At 61.2% G+C, this 17,621-nt stretch carries 18 protein-coding genes; 11 read left to right on the top strand and 7 right to left on the bottom strand.

Annotated elements, in window-relative coordinates:
• Window positions 1-30 precede the first annotated feature (30 nt).
• Both JQ863_RS08900 and JQ863_RS08895 read right to left on the bottom strand, forming a co-directional pair.
• Entirely contained in the window at window positions 31-294 is a 264-nt protein-coding gene (locus JQ863_RS08900; RefSeq protein WP_204113932.1) for a succinate dehydrogenase assembly factor 2, read from the bottom strand.
• Window positions 287-703, bottom strand: coding sequence for a helix-turn-helix domain-containing protein (locus JQ863_RS08895; protein ID WP_204113931.1), 417 nt, complete (start codon window positions 701-703; stop codon window positions 287-289). Before JQ863_RS08895 ends, JQ863_RS08900 begins: the two co-directional genes overlap by 8 nt.
• Before the next feature lie 98 nt (window positions 704-801).
• Here JQ863_RS08895 and JQ863_RS08890 point away from each other — a divergent pair, with 98 nt between their 5' ends.
• Window positions 802-2,004 (top strand): pyridoxal phosphate-dependent aminotransferase, encoded by a 1,203-nt coding sequence (locus tag JQ863_RS08890; protein ID WP_204113930.1) that lies wholly within the window; start codon window positions 802-804, stop codon window positions 2,002-2,004.
• Window positions 2,005-2,014: 10 nt separating this feature from the next.
• Window positions 2,015-2,425, top strand: a complete 411-nt coding sequence (locus JQ863_RS08885) for a hypothetical protein (RefSeq protein ID WP_204113929.1) — start codon at window positions 2,015-2,017, stop codon at window positions 2,423-2,425.
• Here JQ863_RS08885 and JQ863_RS08880 read toward each other — a convergent pair.
• Entirely contained in the window at window positions 2,422-3,795 is a 1,374-nt protein-coding gene (locus tag JQ863_RS08880; RefSeq protein WP_338055506.1) for an MATE family efflux transporter, read from the bottom strand. The genes JQ863_RS08885 and JQ863_RS08880 overlap by 4 nt on opposite strands.
• A 99-nt stretch (window positions 3,796-3,894) precedes the next feature.
• Between JQ863_RS08880 and JQ863_RS08875 the strand changes: the two genes are divergently transcribed.
• Entirely contained in the window at window positions 3,895-4,554 is a 660-nt protein-coding gene (locus JQ863_RS08875; protein WP_204113928.1) for a TIGR02453 family protein, read from the top strand.
• A gap of 54 nt (window positions 4,555-4,608) precedes the next feature.
• Here the strand turns inward: JQ863_RS08875 and ppk2 are convergent, their stop codons facing one another.
• Window positions 4,609-5,583, bottom strand: a complete 975-nt coding sequence (gene ppk2 / locus JQ863_RS08870; protein ID WP_420826277.1) for a polyphosphate kinase 2 — start codon at window positions 5,581-5,583, stop codon at window positions 4,609-4,611.
• A gap of 237 nt (window positions 5,584-5,820) precedes the next feature.
• On the opposite strand from ppk2, the gene parE reads away from it, so the two are divergent.
• The 3 genes from parE (at window position 5,821) to JQ863_RS08855 (ending at window position 9,939) form a co-directional block, all read left to right on the top strand.
• Window positions 5,821-7,779 (top strand): DNA topoisomerase IV subunit B, encoded by a 1,959-nt coding sequence (gene parE, locus JQ863_RS08865; RefSeq protein WP_204113927.1) that lies wholly within the window; start codon window positions 5,821-5,823, stop codon window positions 7,777-7,779.
• A gap of 34 nt (window positions 7,780-7,813) precedes the next feature.
• Window positions 7,814-8,404, top strand: a complete 591-nt coding sequence (locus JQ863_RS08860; RefSeq protein WP_204113926.1) for a hypothetical protein — start codon at window positions 7,814-7,816, stop codon at window positions 8,402-8,404.
• A gap of 860 nt (window positions 8,405-9,264) precedes the next feature.
• Complete coding sequence (locus JQ863_RS08855) at window positions 9,265-9,939, top strand: hypothetical protein (protein ID WP_204113925.1); 675 nt, start codon at window positions 9,265-9,267, stop codon at window positions 9,937-9,939.
• 1 nt (window position 9,940) lies between these two features.
• Here JQ863_RS08855 and JQ863_RS08850 read toward each other — a convergent pair whose 3' ends face one another.
• Window positions 9,941-10,498, bottom strand: coding sequence for a PA14 domain-containing protein (locus JQ863_RS08850; RefSeq protein WP_204113924.1), 558 nt, complete (start codon window positions 10,496-10,498; stop codon window positions 9,941-9,943).
• A 103-nt stretch (window positions 10,499-10,601) separates the two neighbouring features.
• The gene (locus JQ863_RS08845) at window positions 10,602-11,834 is read right to left on the bottom strand and encodes a urate hydroxylase PuuD (protein WP_204113923.1); all 1,233 of its coding nucleotides are present in this window, start codon (window positions 11,832-11,834) and stop codon (window positions 10,602-10,604) included.
• A 102-nt stretch (window positions 11,835-11,936) separates the two neighbouring features.
• Between JQ863_RS08845 and JQ863_RS08840 the strand changes: the two genes are divergently transcribed.
• The gene (locus JQ863_RS08840; protein ID WP_204113922.1) at window positions 11,937-12,860 is read left to right on the top strand and encodes a LysR family transcriptional regulator; all 924 of its coding nucleotides are present in this window, start codon (window positions 11,937-11,939) and stop codon (window positions 12,858-12,860) included.
• 49 nt (window positions 12,861-12,909) lie between these two features.
• On the opposite strand, the gene uraH is transcribed toward JQ863_RS08840, so the two are convergent.
• A complete protein-coding gene (gene uraH, locus JQ863_RS08835) occupies window positions 12,910-13,266 on the bottom strand; it encodes a hydroxyisourate hydrolase (protein WP_204113921.1) in 357 nt (118 codons plus the stop codon).
• A gap of 151 nt (window positions 13,267-13,417) precedes the next feature.
• On the opposite strand from uraH, the gene puuE reads away from it, so the two are divergent.
• The 4 genes from puuE (at window position 13,418) to JQ863_RS08815 (ending at window position 17,600) form a co-directional block, all read left to right on the top strand.
• A complete protein-coding gene (gene puuE, locus JQ863_RS08830; RefSeq protein WP_204113920.1) occupies window positions 13,418-14,833 on the top strand; it encodes an allantoinase PuuE in 1,416 nt (471 codons plus the stop codon).
• Window positions 14,834-14,939: 106 nt separating this feature from the next.
• Complete coding sequence (locus JQ863_RS08825; RefSeq protein WP_204113919.1) at window positions 14,940-15,425, top strand: ureidoglycolate lyase; 486 nt, start codon at window positions 14,940-14,942, stop codon at window positions 15,423-15,425.
• A 90-nt stretch (window positions 15,426-15,515) separates the two neighbouring features.
• Window positions 15,516-16,940, top strand: a complete 1,425-nt coding sequence (locus tag JQ863_RS08820) for a uracil-xanthine permease family protein (RefSeq protein WP_204113918.1) — start codon at window positions 15,516-15,518, stop codon at window positions 16,938-16,940.
• Window positions 16,941-17,126: 186 nt separating this feature from the next.
• Window positions 17,127-17,600, top strand: a complete 474-nt coding sequence (locus tag JQ863_RS08815) for an NUDIX hydrolase (RefSeq protein WP_338055504.1) — start codon at window positions 17,127-17,129, stop codon at window positions 17,598-17,600.
• Window positions 17,601-17,621 lie beyond the last annotated feature (21 nt).

Below are 17,621 nucleotides of genomic sequence, written 5' to 3'. Positions count from 1 at the left end.
TAAGTGAAACGGAGGCCGCTAAAATGCGACCTATTCTGCGCCGCTGATCGCAACCGAGATATCGCCGATCAGACCCGCGAACCGTTCTGGTGCTGCCGCCTGACCCGTAACCCATTGATAGAGGTCCTGGTCATTTTCGTGCAGAAGCGCGTCATAGAGGTCCAGCGCGGCGTCTTCCATCGCGTCGAGATTGTCCTCGGCGAAGCGGGTCAGGATGATGTCCATTTCCTTGATGCCGCGGCGCATCGACCGCATTTTCATCCGCTTCAGACGGTTTTCACGGGTCTCAGTCATCGTCTTTCAACCTTTGTTTCAAGGCCGACTCGATCCGGCCCAGCCGGTCAAGGTCGGCTTTCATCCGGGTGCGGATCGCCCCGATATCCGACAGAAGCGCCGCAATGGCCGCATCCGGCCCGCCCGTTCCGTTGTCCTCGGGGACCACACCGTCGCCCTCGCCGTTCAACAGCCAGCCGACCGACACATTCAGCAGCCCTGCCATCATCTGCAGCCTGTTGGCGCGCGGTTCCGAGATGTCGTTTTCCCAATCCGCGACGGTTACTTTCTTGACCCCCAGCCGCTTGGCGAACTCGGCGCGTTTCAGACCCGCCGCATGGCGCGCTGCCGAAAGCCGGTCGCCGAAAGTGGCCACGTCATCGCTGAACCAGTCCTGCCCCTGATCGGTCCCGTCCTGTTTCTGCGTCATGTGATCCTCATTCCTTTTTGCATTGCCAAGCTTGCGTCTTGTGCCAAATTCCCGCGCACCCTAAGACAAGGGCCAACTGATTACAAACGAGGTTCCCGATGTCCTTCCTCTCCGCGACACTTTCCCGCGTCAAACCTTCGCCCACCATCGCGATGACCAACAAGGCGGCCGAGTTGCGGGCGGCGGGGCGCGACGTGATCGGCCTCAGCGCGGGCGAGCCGGATTTCGACACGCCGCAGAATATCAAGGACGCCGCGATGCGCGCGATCGAGGCGGGCAAGACCAAGTACACCGCCGTTGACGGTATCCCCGAACTAAAGGCGGCGATCTGCGCCAAGCTCAAGCGCGACAACGGGCTGGACTATGAACCGGCGCAGGTCTCGGTTGGCACCGGCGGCAAGCAGATCCTGTACAACGCGCTGATGGCGACGCTGAACCCCGGTGACGAGGTGGTGATCCCTGCGCCCTATTGGGTCAGCTATCCCGACATGGTGCTTCTGGCCGGTGGCACGCCGGTGATTGCCGAGGCGACGCTGGAAAACGCCTTCAAGCTGACACCGGAAAAGCTTGAGGCGGCGATCACGCCGAAAACCAAGTGGCTGATCTTCAACTCGCCCTCGAACCCGACCGGCGCGGGATATTCCCGCGACGAGTTGAAGGCGCTCACGGATGTGCTGATGCGTCACCCGCATGTCTGGGTGATGACCGACGACATGTATGAACACCTGGCCTATGACGGGTTTCAGTTCTGCACCCCGGCCGAGGTTGAACCGGCGCTTTATGACCGCACGCTGACCTGCAATGGCGTATCGAAAGCCTATGCCATGACCGGCTGGCGGATCGGCTATGCCGCCGGTCCGAAAGAGCTGATCGCGGCGATGCGCAAGATCCAGTCGCAGTCGACCTCGAACCCCTGCTCTATCAGCCAGTGGGCGGCGGTCGAGGCGCTGAACGGGCCGCAGGATTTCCTGGCCCCGAATAACGAGATGTTCGTGCGTCGCCGTGACCTGGTGGTGAAGATGCTGTCGCAGATCGACGGCATCACCTGCCCGACGCCCGAGGGCGCGTTTTATGTCTATCCTTCCATCGCCGGGCTGATCGGCAAGACCACCCCGCGCGGCACGCTGATCGACAGCGACGAAGCCTTTGCAACCGCGCTTCTGGAAGAGGCCGACGTCGCGGTGGTCTTTGGTGCGGCCTTTGGGCTTTCGCCGAATTTCCGTGTCAGCTACGCTACTTCCGACGAGGCGCTGACCACGGCCTGCACCCGGATACAGGCCTTCTGCGCGTCGCTGAAATGAAGGGGACGACATGAGCGGCGAACTGCCCGACTATTTCTTCCGCGTCCGTGACAACGGCGCGGTGGTGTTTCGGATCGACACCGAGAACCGCCAGCGCCGGATCGACATGGACCAGATCGCGGTCGTCAATATCCGAAATGGCGAGATCAAGCCGCATGGCGACCGCGTGCTGACGGATGAGGATCTGGAAGAGATCCGCGCATGGATGGAAGACCGGCAAGAGGTGCTGGCCCATCGTGACATCGACGATATCTTCCGGGCGGTGGATTACCTGAACCTGACCGCGCATTGGGCCCAGACCCGCGCGACGGAAGAACAGCTGGACGAGGTCACGGATGCGCTTCTGTTGGCGATGCACGACCTGCGCTCGGTTCTGGTGCGCAAGAAGGCGGACCGGCTGATCAAGGGCGGCAAGGGTTAGGCGGCGCTGCTGGTCCCGGCGGCAATGCGCGGCAGGATCACCCGCCAGAACCGCCACATGAACAGACCACCCGCAAGGAACAGGCCCAGCGCGAGACCCAGCCAGACACCGACCCCGCCCATCCCCAGCGGGAACCCCAGAACATAGGCAAACGGCATGCCCGCCACCCAGTAGCTGAAGGCGGCCATATACATCGGCACGCGCGTGTCCTGCGCCCCGCGCAACAGGCCCAGCGCCACGACCTGCGCGGCGTCTGCAAAATGGAACAGCCCCGCCACCATCAGAAGGGTCGCGCCGATGGCGAGGATCTCGTCCCGCGCGGGTTCGCTCGGGTCGATGAAGGGCAGCATCATCACCTTGGGCACGACGAAGAACAGCACCATCGCCGCCAGCGCCAGCACCGTCATCAGCGCAATCACCGCCTTTGCGCCGCGCGCAAGGTGGTCCGGGTCGTTGCGCCCGATGGCATTGCCGGCGCGCACGGTGGCGACATTGGCCAGACCGACATGGATGATGAAAAAGACCGATGTGATCTGAAGCGCGATCCCATGCGCCGCCAGCGGCACGGTGCCGATCCAGCCGATCATGACGGATGAGGCTGCGAAGAGCCCCGTCTCCATCAGCATGGTCAGGCCAATGGGCAGGCCAAGGCGGAACACGGTCGACAGGAAGGTGACATCGGGCCGCCAGACGCGACGGAAAAGGCGGTGGTCGGGAAAGACCCGCAGCGCGTAAAGGATCACGCCGATCAGCGACACCACCTGCACCAGCACCGAGGCGATCGCGGCCCCGCGCGCTCCCAATTCCGGCATGCCCCAGTTGCCGAAGATCAGCGCATAGTTGGCAAAGGCATTGACCACGGCGCCAATCACCGTGACCCAGAACACGACCCGCGTCCGTTCCAGCCCCGCAAGGTAGTTCTTGAACACCATGACCTGAAGCGCGGGCAACAGGCCCAGCCCGGCAATCCTGAGATAGCTTTGCCCGGTGGCCGAGACCTCTTCCGTCTGGCCAAGCGCCAGCAGGAGCGGCCCCGAGAACAGGAAGATCGGCAAAACGATCAGGCCAAAGGCCACCGACAGCCACATGGCCATGCGCGTCGCCCGCCGGATCGAGGTCGCGTCATCCTGCGCGGCGGCATTGGCGACAAGCGGCATCGCGGCCATGGCAAAACCCGAGCCGAAGATGAAAAGCACGAAGAAGAAGCTGCCGCCGATCGACACCGCCGCCAGCGCCTCGACCGAATACCAGCCCAGCATGACGGTATCGGTCAGGCCGATGGCCATCTGCGCCACATGCCCGCCGATCAACGGCAGGCCCAACCGCAGGATCGCCCTGAGGTGTTCGGGATATGTCATCTGTTCGCTCACCAGACAGGCTTATGTCTGTTTCACGGGACTGGCAAGCATGTGATTTTGGAACGGCGGACACTCGCGCTAGGGTGGAGCAGACAAAACCCGGAGCCGCCCATGACCGACGCCTTTGATACGCTGATCCCGGATGCCCGGACCTTTCTGGGTGAACTGGACACAAACAACACGCGCGACTGGTTCAATACGCAAAAAGCGCGATATGACAGGGACTTGAAAGCGCCCGCGTTGCTGCTTCTCGATCAGATTGCGGGGGATCTGGGCAAGATGACGGGCGATCCCGTGACAACAAAACTGTTCCGCCCGCAACGGGACGTGCGCTTTTCCAAGGACAAGACGCCCTATCACACGCATCTGCACATGCTCTGGACCAGCGCTGTCGGCAGGCAGCAGCCGCTGGCATGGTTCTTCGGGATTTCCCCGGACTATATCTCGATCGGTGCCGGGGTCATGGGATTTGAAAAAGACGCGCTGATGAACTGGCGCGCCGCTGTCGACGGGCCCGAGGGGGCCGGGATTGCCGCCATCATCGACGCGGTACAGGCGCTTGGTGCGCGGCTGGACGAACCCGCCCTGAAACGTGTCCCAGCGCCTTATGACAAGGACCATCCCCGCGGCGATCTTCTGCGGCGCAAGGGGCTGGCGATGTGGTTTGATCTGTCCCCGGCTGAGGTCGAAAAAGGCGGCCTGACCAAAACGATCATGACCGCCTTTTCCCGGCTCAAACCGGTGCAGGATGCGCTGCGTCCCCTCCTCTGAACCCAGCGCACACCGATGAGCCTAAGCCCGTTGCGCCCCGTCCGGGTGGACCGCCTAGCTTCGCCGATTTTCAGGATGCAGTGACTTCCCGAGGATGTGATCCGAGCGATGGATCACGTGGCTGGCAGTGTTGACGATCAAGGGATCGGGCGCGTGGGCGATCTTGGGGTCTTTGCCGGGATAGTCAAGAGAATTCAGGAAATGCAGCATACAATTCAGGCGTGCGCGCTTCTTGTCGTTGGATTTGATCACCGTCCAGGGCGCGTCTGCGGTGTCTGTATAGAAGAACATCGCCTCTTTCGCCTCGGTGTAATCGTCCCATTTGTCCAAGCTGGCCTTGTCGATGGGTGACAGTTTCCATTGCTTCAGGGGATCGCTCTCGCGGCTTTTGAACCGGGCCAGCTGTTCGTCCCGCGTGACCGAGAACCAGAACTTGTAAAGCCGGATGCCCGAGCGCACGAACATACGCTCAAGGTCCGGGGTCTGGCGCATGAACTCAAGGTATTCATGCGGCTCGCAGAAGCCCATGACCCGTTCAACCCCGGCGCGATTGTACCAGGAGCGGTCGTAAAGGACGATCTCACCAGCGGTCGGCAAGTGGTCGACATAGCGCTGGAAATACCATTGCCCGCGCTCTTCATCCGTCGGCTTGTTCAGCGCGACCACGCGCGCCGAGCGCGGGTTCAGATGTTCGGTGAACCGCTTGATCGTGCCGCCCTTGCCAGCCGCGTCGCGCCCTTCAAACAGCATCACGAATTTCTGCCCGGTCTCCTGCGCCCAGTGCTGGACCTTCAACAGCTCGGCCTGAAGCCTGGCCTTCTGATGCTCGTAAGACCGCCGCGACAGCCGGGTTTCATAAGGGTATTCGCCGCTTTCAAAGGCGCGGCGCACCTCTTCGGCGGTCGGGGCCCTGCCCGTTACCGCGTGGGGCGCCGTGGCCGTGTCGGACAGAGTGTCGGACGGGGTTGCGGCGCCATTCTCTTTCGACATTTCGGATGCAGCTTTTTCGGTCGCAGGCTTTGCGGTCATGGGGTCCCTTTCACTGATGTCGGCGCAATCATAGCGCAGACCGCCGCCCCGCGCCTTGAGGCACATCAAGAAATCATGTGTCACGGCCACATCTTCCGGGCCACCGCATCTGCCATGGCCGCGCCGTTTATCCACAGCATATGGCCCACATGCCCCGCCAATTCGACATTCTGCCCTTTCGCCAACCCGCCCCCCCTGCCATAATATGCGCCAACCAAGACCAAGAATGAGCAGCCGATGGCCAACGATCTTCTCGCCGATACCGCCAGCCAGTCCTACGACGCCTCATCCATCGAGGTGCTGGAGGGTCTGGAACCTGTCCGCAAACGCCCCGGCATGTATATCGGCGGCACGGACGAACGCGCGCTGCATCACATGGTTGCCGAGATCCTCGACAACTCGATGGACGAGGCGGTTGCGGGCCATGCCAACCGGATCGAGGTGGAACTGCACAGCGATTACTCGCTGACCGTGCGCGACAACGGGCGCGGCATCCCCACCGATCCGCACCCCAAGTTTCCGGGCAAATCGGCATTGGAAGTCATTCTCTGCACCCTGCACGCAGGCGGCAAGTTTTCGGGCAAGGCCTATCAGACCTCGGGTGGTCTGCATGGGGTTGGCGCATCCGTGGTGAACGCGCTCTCGGATTCGATGGTCGTGCAGGTCGCGCGCAACAAGGAGCTGGTGGAACAGCGGTTCTCGCGCGGCATCCCGCTGGGTCCGGTCGAAAAGGTCGGCGCCGCCCCCAACCGGCGCGGCACCACCGTCACTTTCCATGCCGACCCCGAGATCTTTGGCCACCACCGCTTCAAACCCGCCCGCCTGTTCAAGTCGATCCGCTCCAAGGCCTACCTGTTCTCGGGCGTTGAAATCCGCTGGAAGACCGAGATCGACGATGGCGAAACCCCGGTCGAGGCGACCTTCCACTTCCCCGGCGGGCTGGCCGATTACCTGCGCGAGTCGATGAACGGCTCGTCCACCTATGCCGATCAGCCCTTTGCCGGCACCGTCGATTTTACCGAACGGTTCAACACGCCGGGCAAGGTCGAATGGGCGATCAACTGGACGCCGTCGCGCGACGGGTTCATCCAGTCCTACTGTAACACCGTCCCCACCCCCGAAGGCGGCACCCATGAGGCCGGGTTCTGGGCCGCGATCCTGAAGGGCATCCGCGCCTATGGCGAGTTGGTAAACAACAAGAAAGCGGGCCAGATCACCCGCGAGGACCTGACCACGGGCGGCTGCGCTCTGGTCTCGTGCTTCATCCGAGAGCCAGAATTTGTCGGCCAGACCAAGGACCGCCTTGCCACGGTCGAGGCGCAGAAACTGGTCGAGAACGCTGTGCGCGACCATTTCGACAACTGGCTGGCGGCAGACACGAAATCCGCCGGCGCGATCCTCGACTTCCTTGTTCTCAGGGCCGAGGAACGGCTGCGCCGCCGTCAGGAAAAGGAAACCCAGCGCAAATCGGCGACCAAAAAGCTGCGTCTGCCCGGCAAGCTGGTCGACTGTTCCGCCACCAACCGCGACGGCACCGAATTGTTCATCGTCGAGGGCGACTCGGCGGGTGGATCAGCAAAAATGGCGCGGGACCGCAAGACGCAGGCCCTGTTGCCCCTGCGCGGCAAGATCCTGAACGTGCTGGGCGCGGCGTCATCGAAGCTCGGCTCGAACCAGGAGATCAGCGACCTGACACAGGCGCTGGGGGTTGGCCTCGGCTCGCGCTTCAACGTCGACGACCTGCGCTATGACAAGGTCATCATCATGACCGACGCCGATGTCGACGGCGCGCATATCGCCTCGCTTTTGATGACCTTCTTCTTCACCCAGATGCGGCCCCTGATCGACCACGGGCATCTCTATCTGGCCTGCCCGCCGCTCTATCGCCTGACCCAGGGGGCCAAGCGGGTTTACTGTCTGGACGAACGGGAACGCGACGAATGGCTGACCAAGGGTCTGGGCGGCAAGGGCAAGATCGACGTCTCGCGCTTCAAGGGTCTGGGCGAAATGGACGCGAAAGACCTCAAAGACACCACCATGAACCCCGCGACGCGGAAACTGATCCGGGTGAGGATCGACGACGAAGTGCCGGGAGAGACGGATGACCTGGTCGAACGTCTGATGGGCAAGAAGCCCGAGAAGCGGTTTGAGTATATTCAGGAGAATGCGAGGTTCGTGGAGGAGTTGGATGTATAGGCGCCCAAAGTGTCTGTCCCTAAAACGTCTGAAAATGCATGAGTTCCACACGACTGTGCGCTACCTGCAACGTGAGCGAATTCAGTGGCCTGTCATGTTCAAGCTTTGTGGCCGCATACAAGACGAAGCAATTACTGACTTCGTCAAAACCACTGGTACAATCTTTCTAATGTACCTAATCGCGACTTCTCTAGAAAACGATGGTCGAATTGAACTAACTATCTCCAAGTATTCGATTGGAGTTGCAGCAGAGTTTTACTTCGCATTTCTAGCCTACGTGATCTTTGTCGGCTCGATGCAATTCAATCATTTGTCAACCTCAATGAGCCTGAAGAACTCGGTCTCCACACGGCTTCTGCTGAATGGTTTTTCCGCGACAACCTATGATGTTATCGAAGGTGGTAGCCGAAATGCGCTGGGAATCCCTCATTTCATCAATTCCTATTTCAAAGAACGGCTGCCGACGAGTACCCTGCTTGGTGTTTTTATGTTGCTCTCGATTTTCTCCGCGATGCTTCCACTTTTTTGGCCGCAGCATATGTATCGAGAGAATTGCAGTTGCTTGTCTCGTCAAAAAACAGCCACATTGTTGAAACCATTTGCGGCGGCATTGGCCTGTTTTTAGTTGCTTCGGCGTTCTTAAACTTGCTGCTGTTTCATTTACCGCTTCCGGTAAGAAAGAACGCTTTTGGAATAAGATGGGGTGTACTTTATCGTCTACCTCCTCACTCTTCCGACGACGCTAAGTTTGAACGCTAGCGAATCGACGAAACTAATACAAAACCATAAGGTGAGGCTCCAACCCACCGAACCCAAGGATGTCATTTCAAAGTTTGGGTATCCCCTACGTTTCCGCTTCCCAACAAACCCAGCGCCCGATCCCGAGGGTGGGAGCGGAACGCGCCCGCCCTGGGGGGCGGGTCGGGCGCGATCATCGTCGCAGGCGACGATGATGGGGGGAGTGGCGAGCGCAAGTTCTTTTTGCAGGCCGCCACCAACATCTCACCACAGGCGAGCCAGTACAGAAGCCGCACATTTGGAGCGACGGACGGTTAGGCGCGGTCATTTTCGCAGGCGCCAATGACTTACTGGCGGCGCGTGCCTCGCAATGAGTACGTCAAATCCAAGCGCCCTTGAAGGCATTGCCAAAAACTCTCGGAAATTATCGACCGATCACTCAAAAAATAGTTGACCAAAATTTGGGGTCGGGTTCTAGATAGGCCATTTAATCAACTCAAGAGGTAGCAAATGAAGGTCCACAAGCCAAAAGAGCTAAAAACAATACTTCACAGATACGGCGTAAGTTTCACTGATGATAAAGAGGTGAGCGATCTAATTGAAAAGGGATGGATCATACTCAGCTCGCATCAACTCCCGGATCCAAGCGCAAACGTACAACGCGTTTACTTTACAATGGCCAAATACTGATGGCATCTGACTAGCGGGCGCACTTGATCCCCCGCCGCGCCCTGCTAGGCTCCGCTCATGCGCGCGGTTCTTTTCCTGATTTGCCTCACCCTGATCTCCTGCGGACGGCCCCTGACGCCGACCGAGACCGCCTTTGCCGCCGACCTGACCGGCGACACGCTCGACACCGCGAAAATCCGCATCCACCGCGACGCACCCCTGGCCGTCACCACCCGCCAGCGCGAGACGCGGCCGCGTCTGACCTGCCGTGAGCGGATCATCCCCGAACCCACCACCGACACCGTGACCGTTTCAGCCGCCGCCGTGGTTTTCCAGAACCGGATGCATTTCGCGCCCAACTGGTCCACCGACGACTATATGCGCGACTACCCCCAGCGGATGAACCTTGTCGCCGCCATGCTGTTCGGGCACGAGTTGATCCATGTCTGGCAATGGCAGAACCGCGACGTCACGGGCTATACCCCGTGGCGCGCGGCGCGGGAACACGGGGGCATGGACGACCCCTATCTGTTTGATCTGGAAACAAAAACGCCGTTCCTTGACTATGCCTATGAGCAGCAGGCCAGCATTGTCGAGGAATATATCTGCTGTGCCGTGCTGGACCCGCAGGCCCCGCGCACGGGCCGCATGAGGCGGCTGATCGCACAGGCGATCCCCATCGACACCCTGCCCCGCCCCAATGACATATTGCTGCCTTGGGACGAGGCCCCGATCAATGGGATCTGCCGGTAACTCAGTGGCCGAACGCGCTGTCCGGGATCAGCTGATAGGATCCGCCGGCCCGCGCCCATTCCGCCTCAAGACAGGCGGTGCCCTCTTTCTGGAAATAGAAGGCATCGAACTTGTACCAGCCCGCCTGCGGCACGCTCACGGTCTTGGGTCCGGCGCTGCGGCACGGCCCGATTCCGTCGATCGTGGTGATACGCTGGCCGCCGATTTCGACGCGCAACCCGTCATTGGCATAGAACTCAAGCTCATAGTCGCCCGCACTGTCGAACTTGATGTAGCCCGAGATCTTGGCGCTGATCCTCTCATAGACGTCCGAGGTCATCACGTTCGCGCCCTTGCCCTGATCCGGCCATTGCAGCCCCGGCAGGGTCTTGCCCGGCTGACCCGAGAACTCGGCCCTGGCCTGGCTGATCGACCGCGGCCGCGCACCGAGCGAATAGCTGACACTCAACCCGCTGCGGACCTTGGGCTGCGGATTGGCGGGGGTCAGTTCCAACCCGGCCGCCATCGCCATCGATGCCGAGAACACGGCCGCCGTCAGGCCCAGAACAAATCGCTTCATAAAAACTCCCTCCCGAAAGGGTCAGATGGATTTGGACCAAGCCTAGAATCGCAAACGCGGCAGAACAAGCCCGCCGCGCGCCCTTCACGGGGATTTGCGGAAGTCAGCCTTTCGCGTCCCGATACCAGCGCACGATGGCGGCGCGTTCTTCGGGCTCCATCCAGCTGACATTGGCAGGTGGCATCGCCTCGGAGCGCCCGGCCTGAAGATAGATGTCGCGCGCGGCGGCTGCGATCTCGGTCGGGGTTTCCAGCAAGAGGTTCTTGGGCGCGCGGTGGATGCCGTCATAGCCCGGTTCGCGCGCATGGCACATCGAACAGCGGCCCAGGATGATGTCGCTGACCTCGTCGAACCCCGCGGCCTCGGCATAAACCGCCTCGGCCGGGGTGAAGGCGCGGGCCTCTTCGGTGTCATAATCCGACTGTTCCAGGGATGCGGTCGAAAGCCACATGATGCAGATGAACAGGATCGCGGTCACCGCCCAGGTCCACCAGTGCATGCCGCGCCCCGCGTGCATCGAGTTGAAGAAATGCCGGATCGTGACCCCCATCAGGAACACCAGCGCCGCGATCAGCCAGTTGTATTCCGTCGCAAAAGCCAGCGGATAATGGTTCGACAGCATCAGGAACACTACCGGCAAGGTCAGATAGTTGTTATGGGTCGAACGCAGCTTGGCGATCTTGCCGTATTTCGGATCCGGCGTGCGGCCCTCCTTCAGGTCTTTCACCACGATGCGCTGGTTCGGCATGATGATGAAAAACACGTTTGCGGTCATGATCGTCGCGGTGAAGGCGCCCAAGTGCAGCATCATCGCGCGGCCGGTGAAAATCTGGTTATAGCCCCAGCCCATCGCGACCAGCAGTACGAACAACAAAAGCATCAGCACGGTGGGATGCTCGCCCAGCGGCGATTTGCACAGGGCATCATAGACCAGCCAGCCGATGGTCAGCGAGGCGGCGGAAATCAGGATGCCTTGCCACAGGGCCAGTTCCGCCTTGTTCTGGTCGATCAGGTACAGCTCTCCGCCGACCCAGTAGACGATCATCAACAGCGCCGCGCCAGAAAGCCATGTCGTGTAGCTCTGCCATTTGTGCCAGGTCAGATGTTCGGGCATTTCCGAGGGCGCCACCAGGTATTTGACCGTGTGATAGAAGCCGCCGCCATGCACCTCCCATTCCTCGCCATAGGCGCCTTTGGGCAGGTGCGCCGCCGGTTTCAACATCAGGTCCAGGGCGATGAAGTAAAACGACGCCCCGATCCAGGCCATGGCGGTGATGACATGCAGCCAGCGCACGGCAAACCCGACCCAATCCCACATGATGGCAAGTTCAAACATCCTGGCTCTCCCCTTCGATTATTCCTTCCTGACACGCTAGCAAGCGTCGCGATTATCTTCTATCTTGGAAAAAACCCGAACAGCTTCAAAAAAAATCAAAGAATGAGCTATTTCGACAATATCCGCACCTTCGTCCGTGTCTATGAATTGGGCAATATGTCCGCCGCTGCCCGCGATCAACGCATTTCGGCGGCGGTGGCGTCGTCGCGTATCTCGCAGCTTGAGGACTATCTCAATGTGCGCCTGTTCCAGCGCACCACGCGGCAGTTGAACCCGACCGAGCAGGGGCGCATCTTTTACGAAGGCGCCTGCCGCATCCTTGAAGCCATTGACGAGGCCGAGGCCGCGGTGAATCAGGTGACGTCATCCCCGCGCGGGACGCTGTTCGTGGCCGCGCCCCTTGGGGTCGGGCGCCGCCTGATCGCGCCGGATGTGCCTGAATTCAAACAGGAATACCCGTTGATCGACGTGCGGCTGCGGCTGAGTGATCGCAAGCTTGACCTGACGGCCGAAGGTCTGGACGTGGCGTTTTTCCTTGGTGTGCCCGAGGATTCAAACCTGCGGATGAAAAAGATTGCCGACTGTCCGCGCGTGATCTGCGCCGCGCCGGACTATCTGGCGGCGCGGGGCACGCCGCAGAAACCGGCCGAGCTTGAGACCGGCGCGCATGACTGCCTGAACCTGCGCTATCCCGGCGCGCCCGAATTCCAATGGCCGCTGCAGACCCCGGAAGGCATCCGCAAGATCGCGGTGAAAGGCCCGTTTGAATCCGATGACGGCGACGTGCTGACGGGCTGGGCGCTGGACGGGCACGGGATCATCCTGAAGCCGGTATTCGAGATTGCCGAACACCTGTCATCGGGCGCGCTTGTGCCGATCCTGACCGACACGCCGCCGATTCCGATCCAGATGGCCTGTCTTTATACCCACCGTCGCCACCAGGACCCCAAGACCCGGCTGTTCATCGACTTCATGACCGGTCGCATCCAGCAGGCGCTGGCACAACGGCAAAAAGGCGCGACCTGAGCCGCGCCCTTCTTTCTTGTCCAAATACTCTCGCCGAAGGCGGCCCGGTTTAGGACCCGCGATAGGTCGAATAGCCGTAAGGCGACAGCAACAGCGGCACGTGGTAATGCGCCTCTGGGTCGCTCATGCCAAAGCGCAGCGGCACCTCGTCCAGAAACAGCGGGTTATCCCCCGCCTGCCCGGTTGCGCGCAGATAGTCGCCGCAGAAGAACACCAGCTCATACGTGCCGGTCGCGAAGTCGCCCGCAGGTAGAATCGGGGCATCGGTGCGGCCGTCGTCATTGGTCACGGTTTCGGCGATTTTTTCCCGGGCGCCGTCCTTGATGCGGAACAGCGCGATTCGGATGCCCTCGGCCGGGCAGCCGCGGGCAGTATCAAGCACATGGGTGGTCAGGTATCCGGCCATGAAATGCCTCATTTGTCAGCGTTCCGTCTCTTTATCCGACATCTGATGCCATTCGTCACGGGGGCGGCGCGAATAGCTCTTTCAAAAATTTCAGGAAAGTCTTGGCGATTATTTTGGGTTAGAACCAAATAAACGTGACACGGGAACACATATGACAAGATATAGTCGTGACATGCGGGGGCATGGACCAGATATGCCCCACCCTCACTGGCCCGGCGACGCCAGGATCGCGGTGCAATTTGTCCTGAATTACGAAGAAGGCGGCGAGAATTGCGTGCTGCATGGCGATGCAGCCTCCGAGGCCTTCCTGTCCGATATTCCCGGCGCGGCGCAATGGCCGGGTCAGCGCCACTGGAACATGGAATCGATCTATGAATACGGCGCGCGGGCCGGGTTCTGGCGCCTGCACCGTCTGTTCACCGGGGCGGGTATTCCGCTGACGATCTATGGCGTCGCGTCGGCCCTTGCCCGCAGCCCCGAACAGCTTGCCGCGATGAAATCGGCGGGTTGGGAGATCGCGTCCCACGGGTTGAAATGGGTCGAACACAAGGACATGCCCGAAGCCGAGGAACGCGCCGCCATTGCCGAGGCCGTGCGCCTGCACACCGAGGTTGTCGGCGAACGGCCGCGCGGCTGGTATACCGGGCGCTGCAGCGCCAATACCGTGCGCCTTGTCGCCGAGGAAGGCGGGTTTGACTATGTCTCGGACACCTATGACGACGACCTTCCCTATTGGCTTGAGGTCGGGGACCGGGACCAGCTGATCATTCCCTACACGCTGGAAGCCAATGACATGCGCTTCGCCACCAGCCCTGGCTGGATCACGGGTGAACAGTTCTATTCCTATCTCAAGGACGCGTTCGACACGCTTTATGCCGAAGGCACCGACGGCGCCCCCAAGATGATGTCGATCGGTCTGCATTGCCGCCTGATCGGGCGTCCGGGCAAGATTGCCGGGCTGAAGCGGTTTCTGGACTATATCGCCGGGTTCGACGGGGTCTGGACCCCGCGCCGCATCGACATCGCCGAACACTGGGCCAAGACTCATCCGCATCAGCGCCGCACCCGTCCCAGCCAGATGAGCCGCGAGGAATTCGTGGCCGCCTATGGCTCGATCTTCGAGCATTCGCCGTGGATTGCCGAGCGCGCCTTCGATCTGGAGCTTGGCCCCGCCCATGACTGCGCGGCAGGCGTGCATAACGCGCTGGCGCGGATGTTCCGCAGCGCGTCGCGTGCCGAACGTCTGGGCGTTCTGACCGCCCACCCCGACCTTGCCGGGAAACTGGCGGCGGCGGGACGTTTGACGGCGGAAAGCACCTCCGAACAGGCGGGTGCAGGGCTTGATATGCTGACCGATGAGGAACGCGAGACCTTTACCGCGCTCAACACCGAGTATGTGGACAAGCACGGCTTTCCCTTCATCATAGCGGTGCGTGACCATGACAAGGCGTCGATCCTTGCCGCCTTCAAACGCCGGATCAACCACGACACCGAAACCGAATTCGCCGAGGCCTGCAAACAGGTCGAACGGATCGCCGAGTTCCGCCTGATGGACCTGTTGCCGTGAGTTTGCGCGAAACAGCAGGGATGCGCCGGACCGAGGCGGGAGCAGAATGCGCCCGCCTGGGGGCGGTCGGGCGCATCCCGGATCGCATGCGATCCGGGGAGGTATCATGAAAACCATTGCTGCCCACCCTCTCACCGCCGCCGCCTTCGCCCCCTTTGGCGATGTGATCGAATTGCGCGACGCGCCCACGAAGCTGATCAATCAGGGCATGTGTGGTCGTCACCACGACCTTGCCGCGATGGATTTCAGCGAGGGCAAGGCCGGGATCAGCCTGTTTGACGCCAAACCCCGCGCCCTGCCCTATACGCTCGACATGGTCGAACGGCACCCCGATGGCTCTCAGGCGTTCATCCCGATGAGCGAGACCTCGTTCCTTGTCATCGTTGCGCCAGACGAAGACGGGAAACCGGGCACACCGCTGGCCTTCCTGACCCGGCCGGGACAGGGCATCAACTTTCACCGCAACACCTGGCACGGGGTTCTGACCCCGCTGGAGACCCCCGGCCTTTTTGCCGTCATCGACCGCATCGGCGACGGTCCAAACCTGGAGGAATTCTGGTTCGAACACCCTTACACGGTTGTTCGCGCCTGACCGGACGGGCGGCATGACGCGCCCGGCCTCACCCATCGAAGCCGCCACCAAAGAAGCGGCAAGATCCCCATACAACAAGGAGAAACGCGTATGGTTGACACTTCCATAGGGACAGCTGAGCAGCTGAAAGACCCCAATTACACGCCACCACTGGCCAAGGCGGTGCCGCTGGGCATCCAGCACGTGCTGGCGATGTTCGTTTCGAACGTCACCCCCGCCATCATCGTCTGCGGCGCGGCCGGGTTCGGCTTTGGCTCGAACTCACCCGATTTCCCGCAGATGATCTATATGATCCAGATGTCGATGTTCTTTGCCGGCGTCGCGACGCTGATCCAGACCATCGGCATAGGTCCGGCAGGCGCGCGTCTGCCCATCGTGCAGGGCACCAGCTTTGCCTTTATCCCGATCATGATCCCGCTGGTTGCAGGAAAGGGCGTTGACGCGATTGCCGTCCTGATGGGCGGTATCCTTGTCGGCGGCCTGTTCCATGCCTGCCTTGGCCTTGTCATCGGCAAGATCCGCTTTGCCCTGCCACCGCTTGTCACCGGCCTTGTGGTCACCATGATCGGTCTGGCGCTGGTCAAGGTCGGCATTCAGTATGCCGCCGGGGGTGTGCCCGCCATCGGGACCGAGGAATACGGTTCGGCCCAGAACTGGTTTGTCGCCAGTGTGGTGATCATCGTGACGCTGGGGCTGAAATTCTATGCCCGTGGCATGATCTCGGTCTCGGCCGTGCTGCTGGGCCTGATCGCCGGTTACATCGTCGCCTTCCTCATGGGCATGGTCAGCTTTGGCGGCGTCGGGCGCGCAGCCAGCTTTGCCCTGCCGAACCCGTTGCATTTCGGGCTTGAGTTCTCGGTCGCCGCGATCATCGGCTTCTGCCTGATGTCCTTTGTCTCGGCGGTGGAAACCGTGGGCGACGTGTCGGGGATCACCAAGGGCGGCGCGGGCCGTGAAGCCACCGACAAGGAAATCCAGGGCGCGACCTTTGCCGACGGTCTGGGCACCGCCGTATCGGGCCTGTTCGGGGCGCTTCCCAACACTTCGTTCAGCCAGAACGTCGGCCTGATCGCCATGACCGGCGTCATGAGCCGCCACGTCGTCACCATCGGCGCGCTGTTCCTGATCCTTTGCGGGCTGGTCCCGAAAATCGGCGCCATTATCTCGACCGTTCCGATCGAGGTCCTCGGCGGTGGTGTGATCGTGATGTTCGGCATGGTGACCTCGGCCGGTGTGTCGATGCTGTCGGATGTGAACTGGAACCGCCGCAACATGGTGATCTTCGCGATCTCGCTGAGCCTCGGTCTGGGCCTGCAACTGGAACCGGGCGCGCTGCAATACCTGCCCGGCACACTGAAGGTGCTGGCGACCTCGGGCATCCTGCCCGCCGCGCTGATCGCCATCGTGCTGAACCTGATCCTGCCCGAGGAACTGTCGGACGAGGCAACGGAAGAGGTCTCGGGCGGCATGGCGGGTCATTCCAAGGGCTCGTTGCCCAAGGACAACCACGTCTGAGGCGATCCGCCTGAAGAATCGGCCTAAAAAACGGCCTGAAAAAACGACAAGCGGCGCCCCTTGTGGCGCCGCTTTTGCGTTTCAATACCCGACCAAATGCCGCGCCCGGCCTTGGCGCGCCCCCCGGCCTCGGTTACACTTGCGGGCAACAAGAACAACACGGGCAGATTTTGGCAGGTGCGGCAAGTGACCCTCCAGATACCAAGACCACGTCCCATCACGCTGAAAACGGCGCGCAAGACCGATGTGCGCACCCAGTTCGGCGCGTTGGTCTATCGTATTCACAATGACAAACCCGAAATCCTGCTGATCACCAGCCGCACCTCGAAACGCTGGATCATCCCCAAGGGCTGGCCGATGCACGGGCTGACCCCGGCCGAAGCCGCGCTGCAGGAAGCGTTTGAGGAAGGTGGCGTCAAGGGCAAGGCCCATGATGTCTGCCTTGGGATCTACTCCTATTTCAAAACCTTCGAAGACAGGCGCGACCTGCCCTGCCTTGTCATGGTGTACCCGGTCAAGGCCAAGAAACTGCTGACCAGCTTCCGCGAGGCCGGGCAACGGCGGCGCAAGTGGTTTTCACCCAAGAAAGCCGCCGCCAAGGTCCGTGAACCGGAACTGTCGCAAATTCTGCGCAGTTTCGATCCGCGTCACCTGCGTTAGCTTGATTGCCCGCCCCGGCGC

Source organism: Shimia biformata, from assembly GCF_016888515.1.
GTDB classification, from domain to species: domain Bacteria; phylum Pseudomonadota; class Alphaproteobacteria; order Rhodobacterales; family Rhodobacteraceae; genus Shimia_A; species Shimia_A biformata.
The sequence above is the reverse complement of the archived record's forward strand: the minus strand, read 5'-3'. Positions and strand labels throughout refer to the sequence as shown.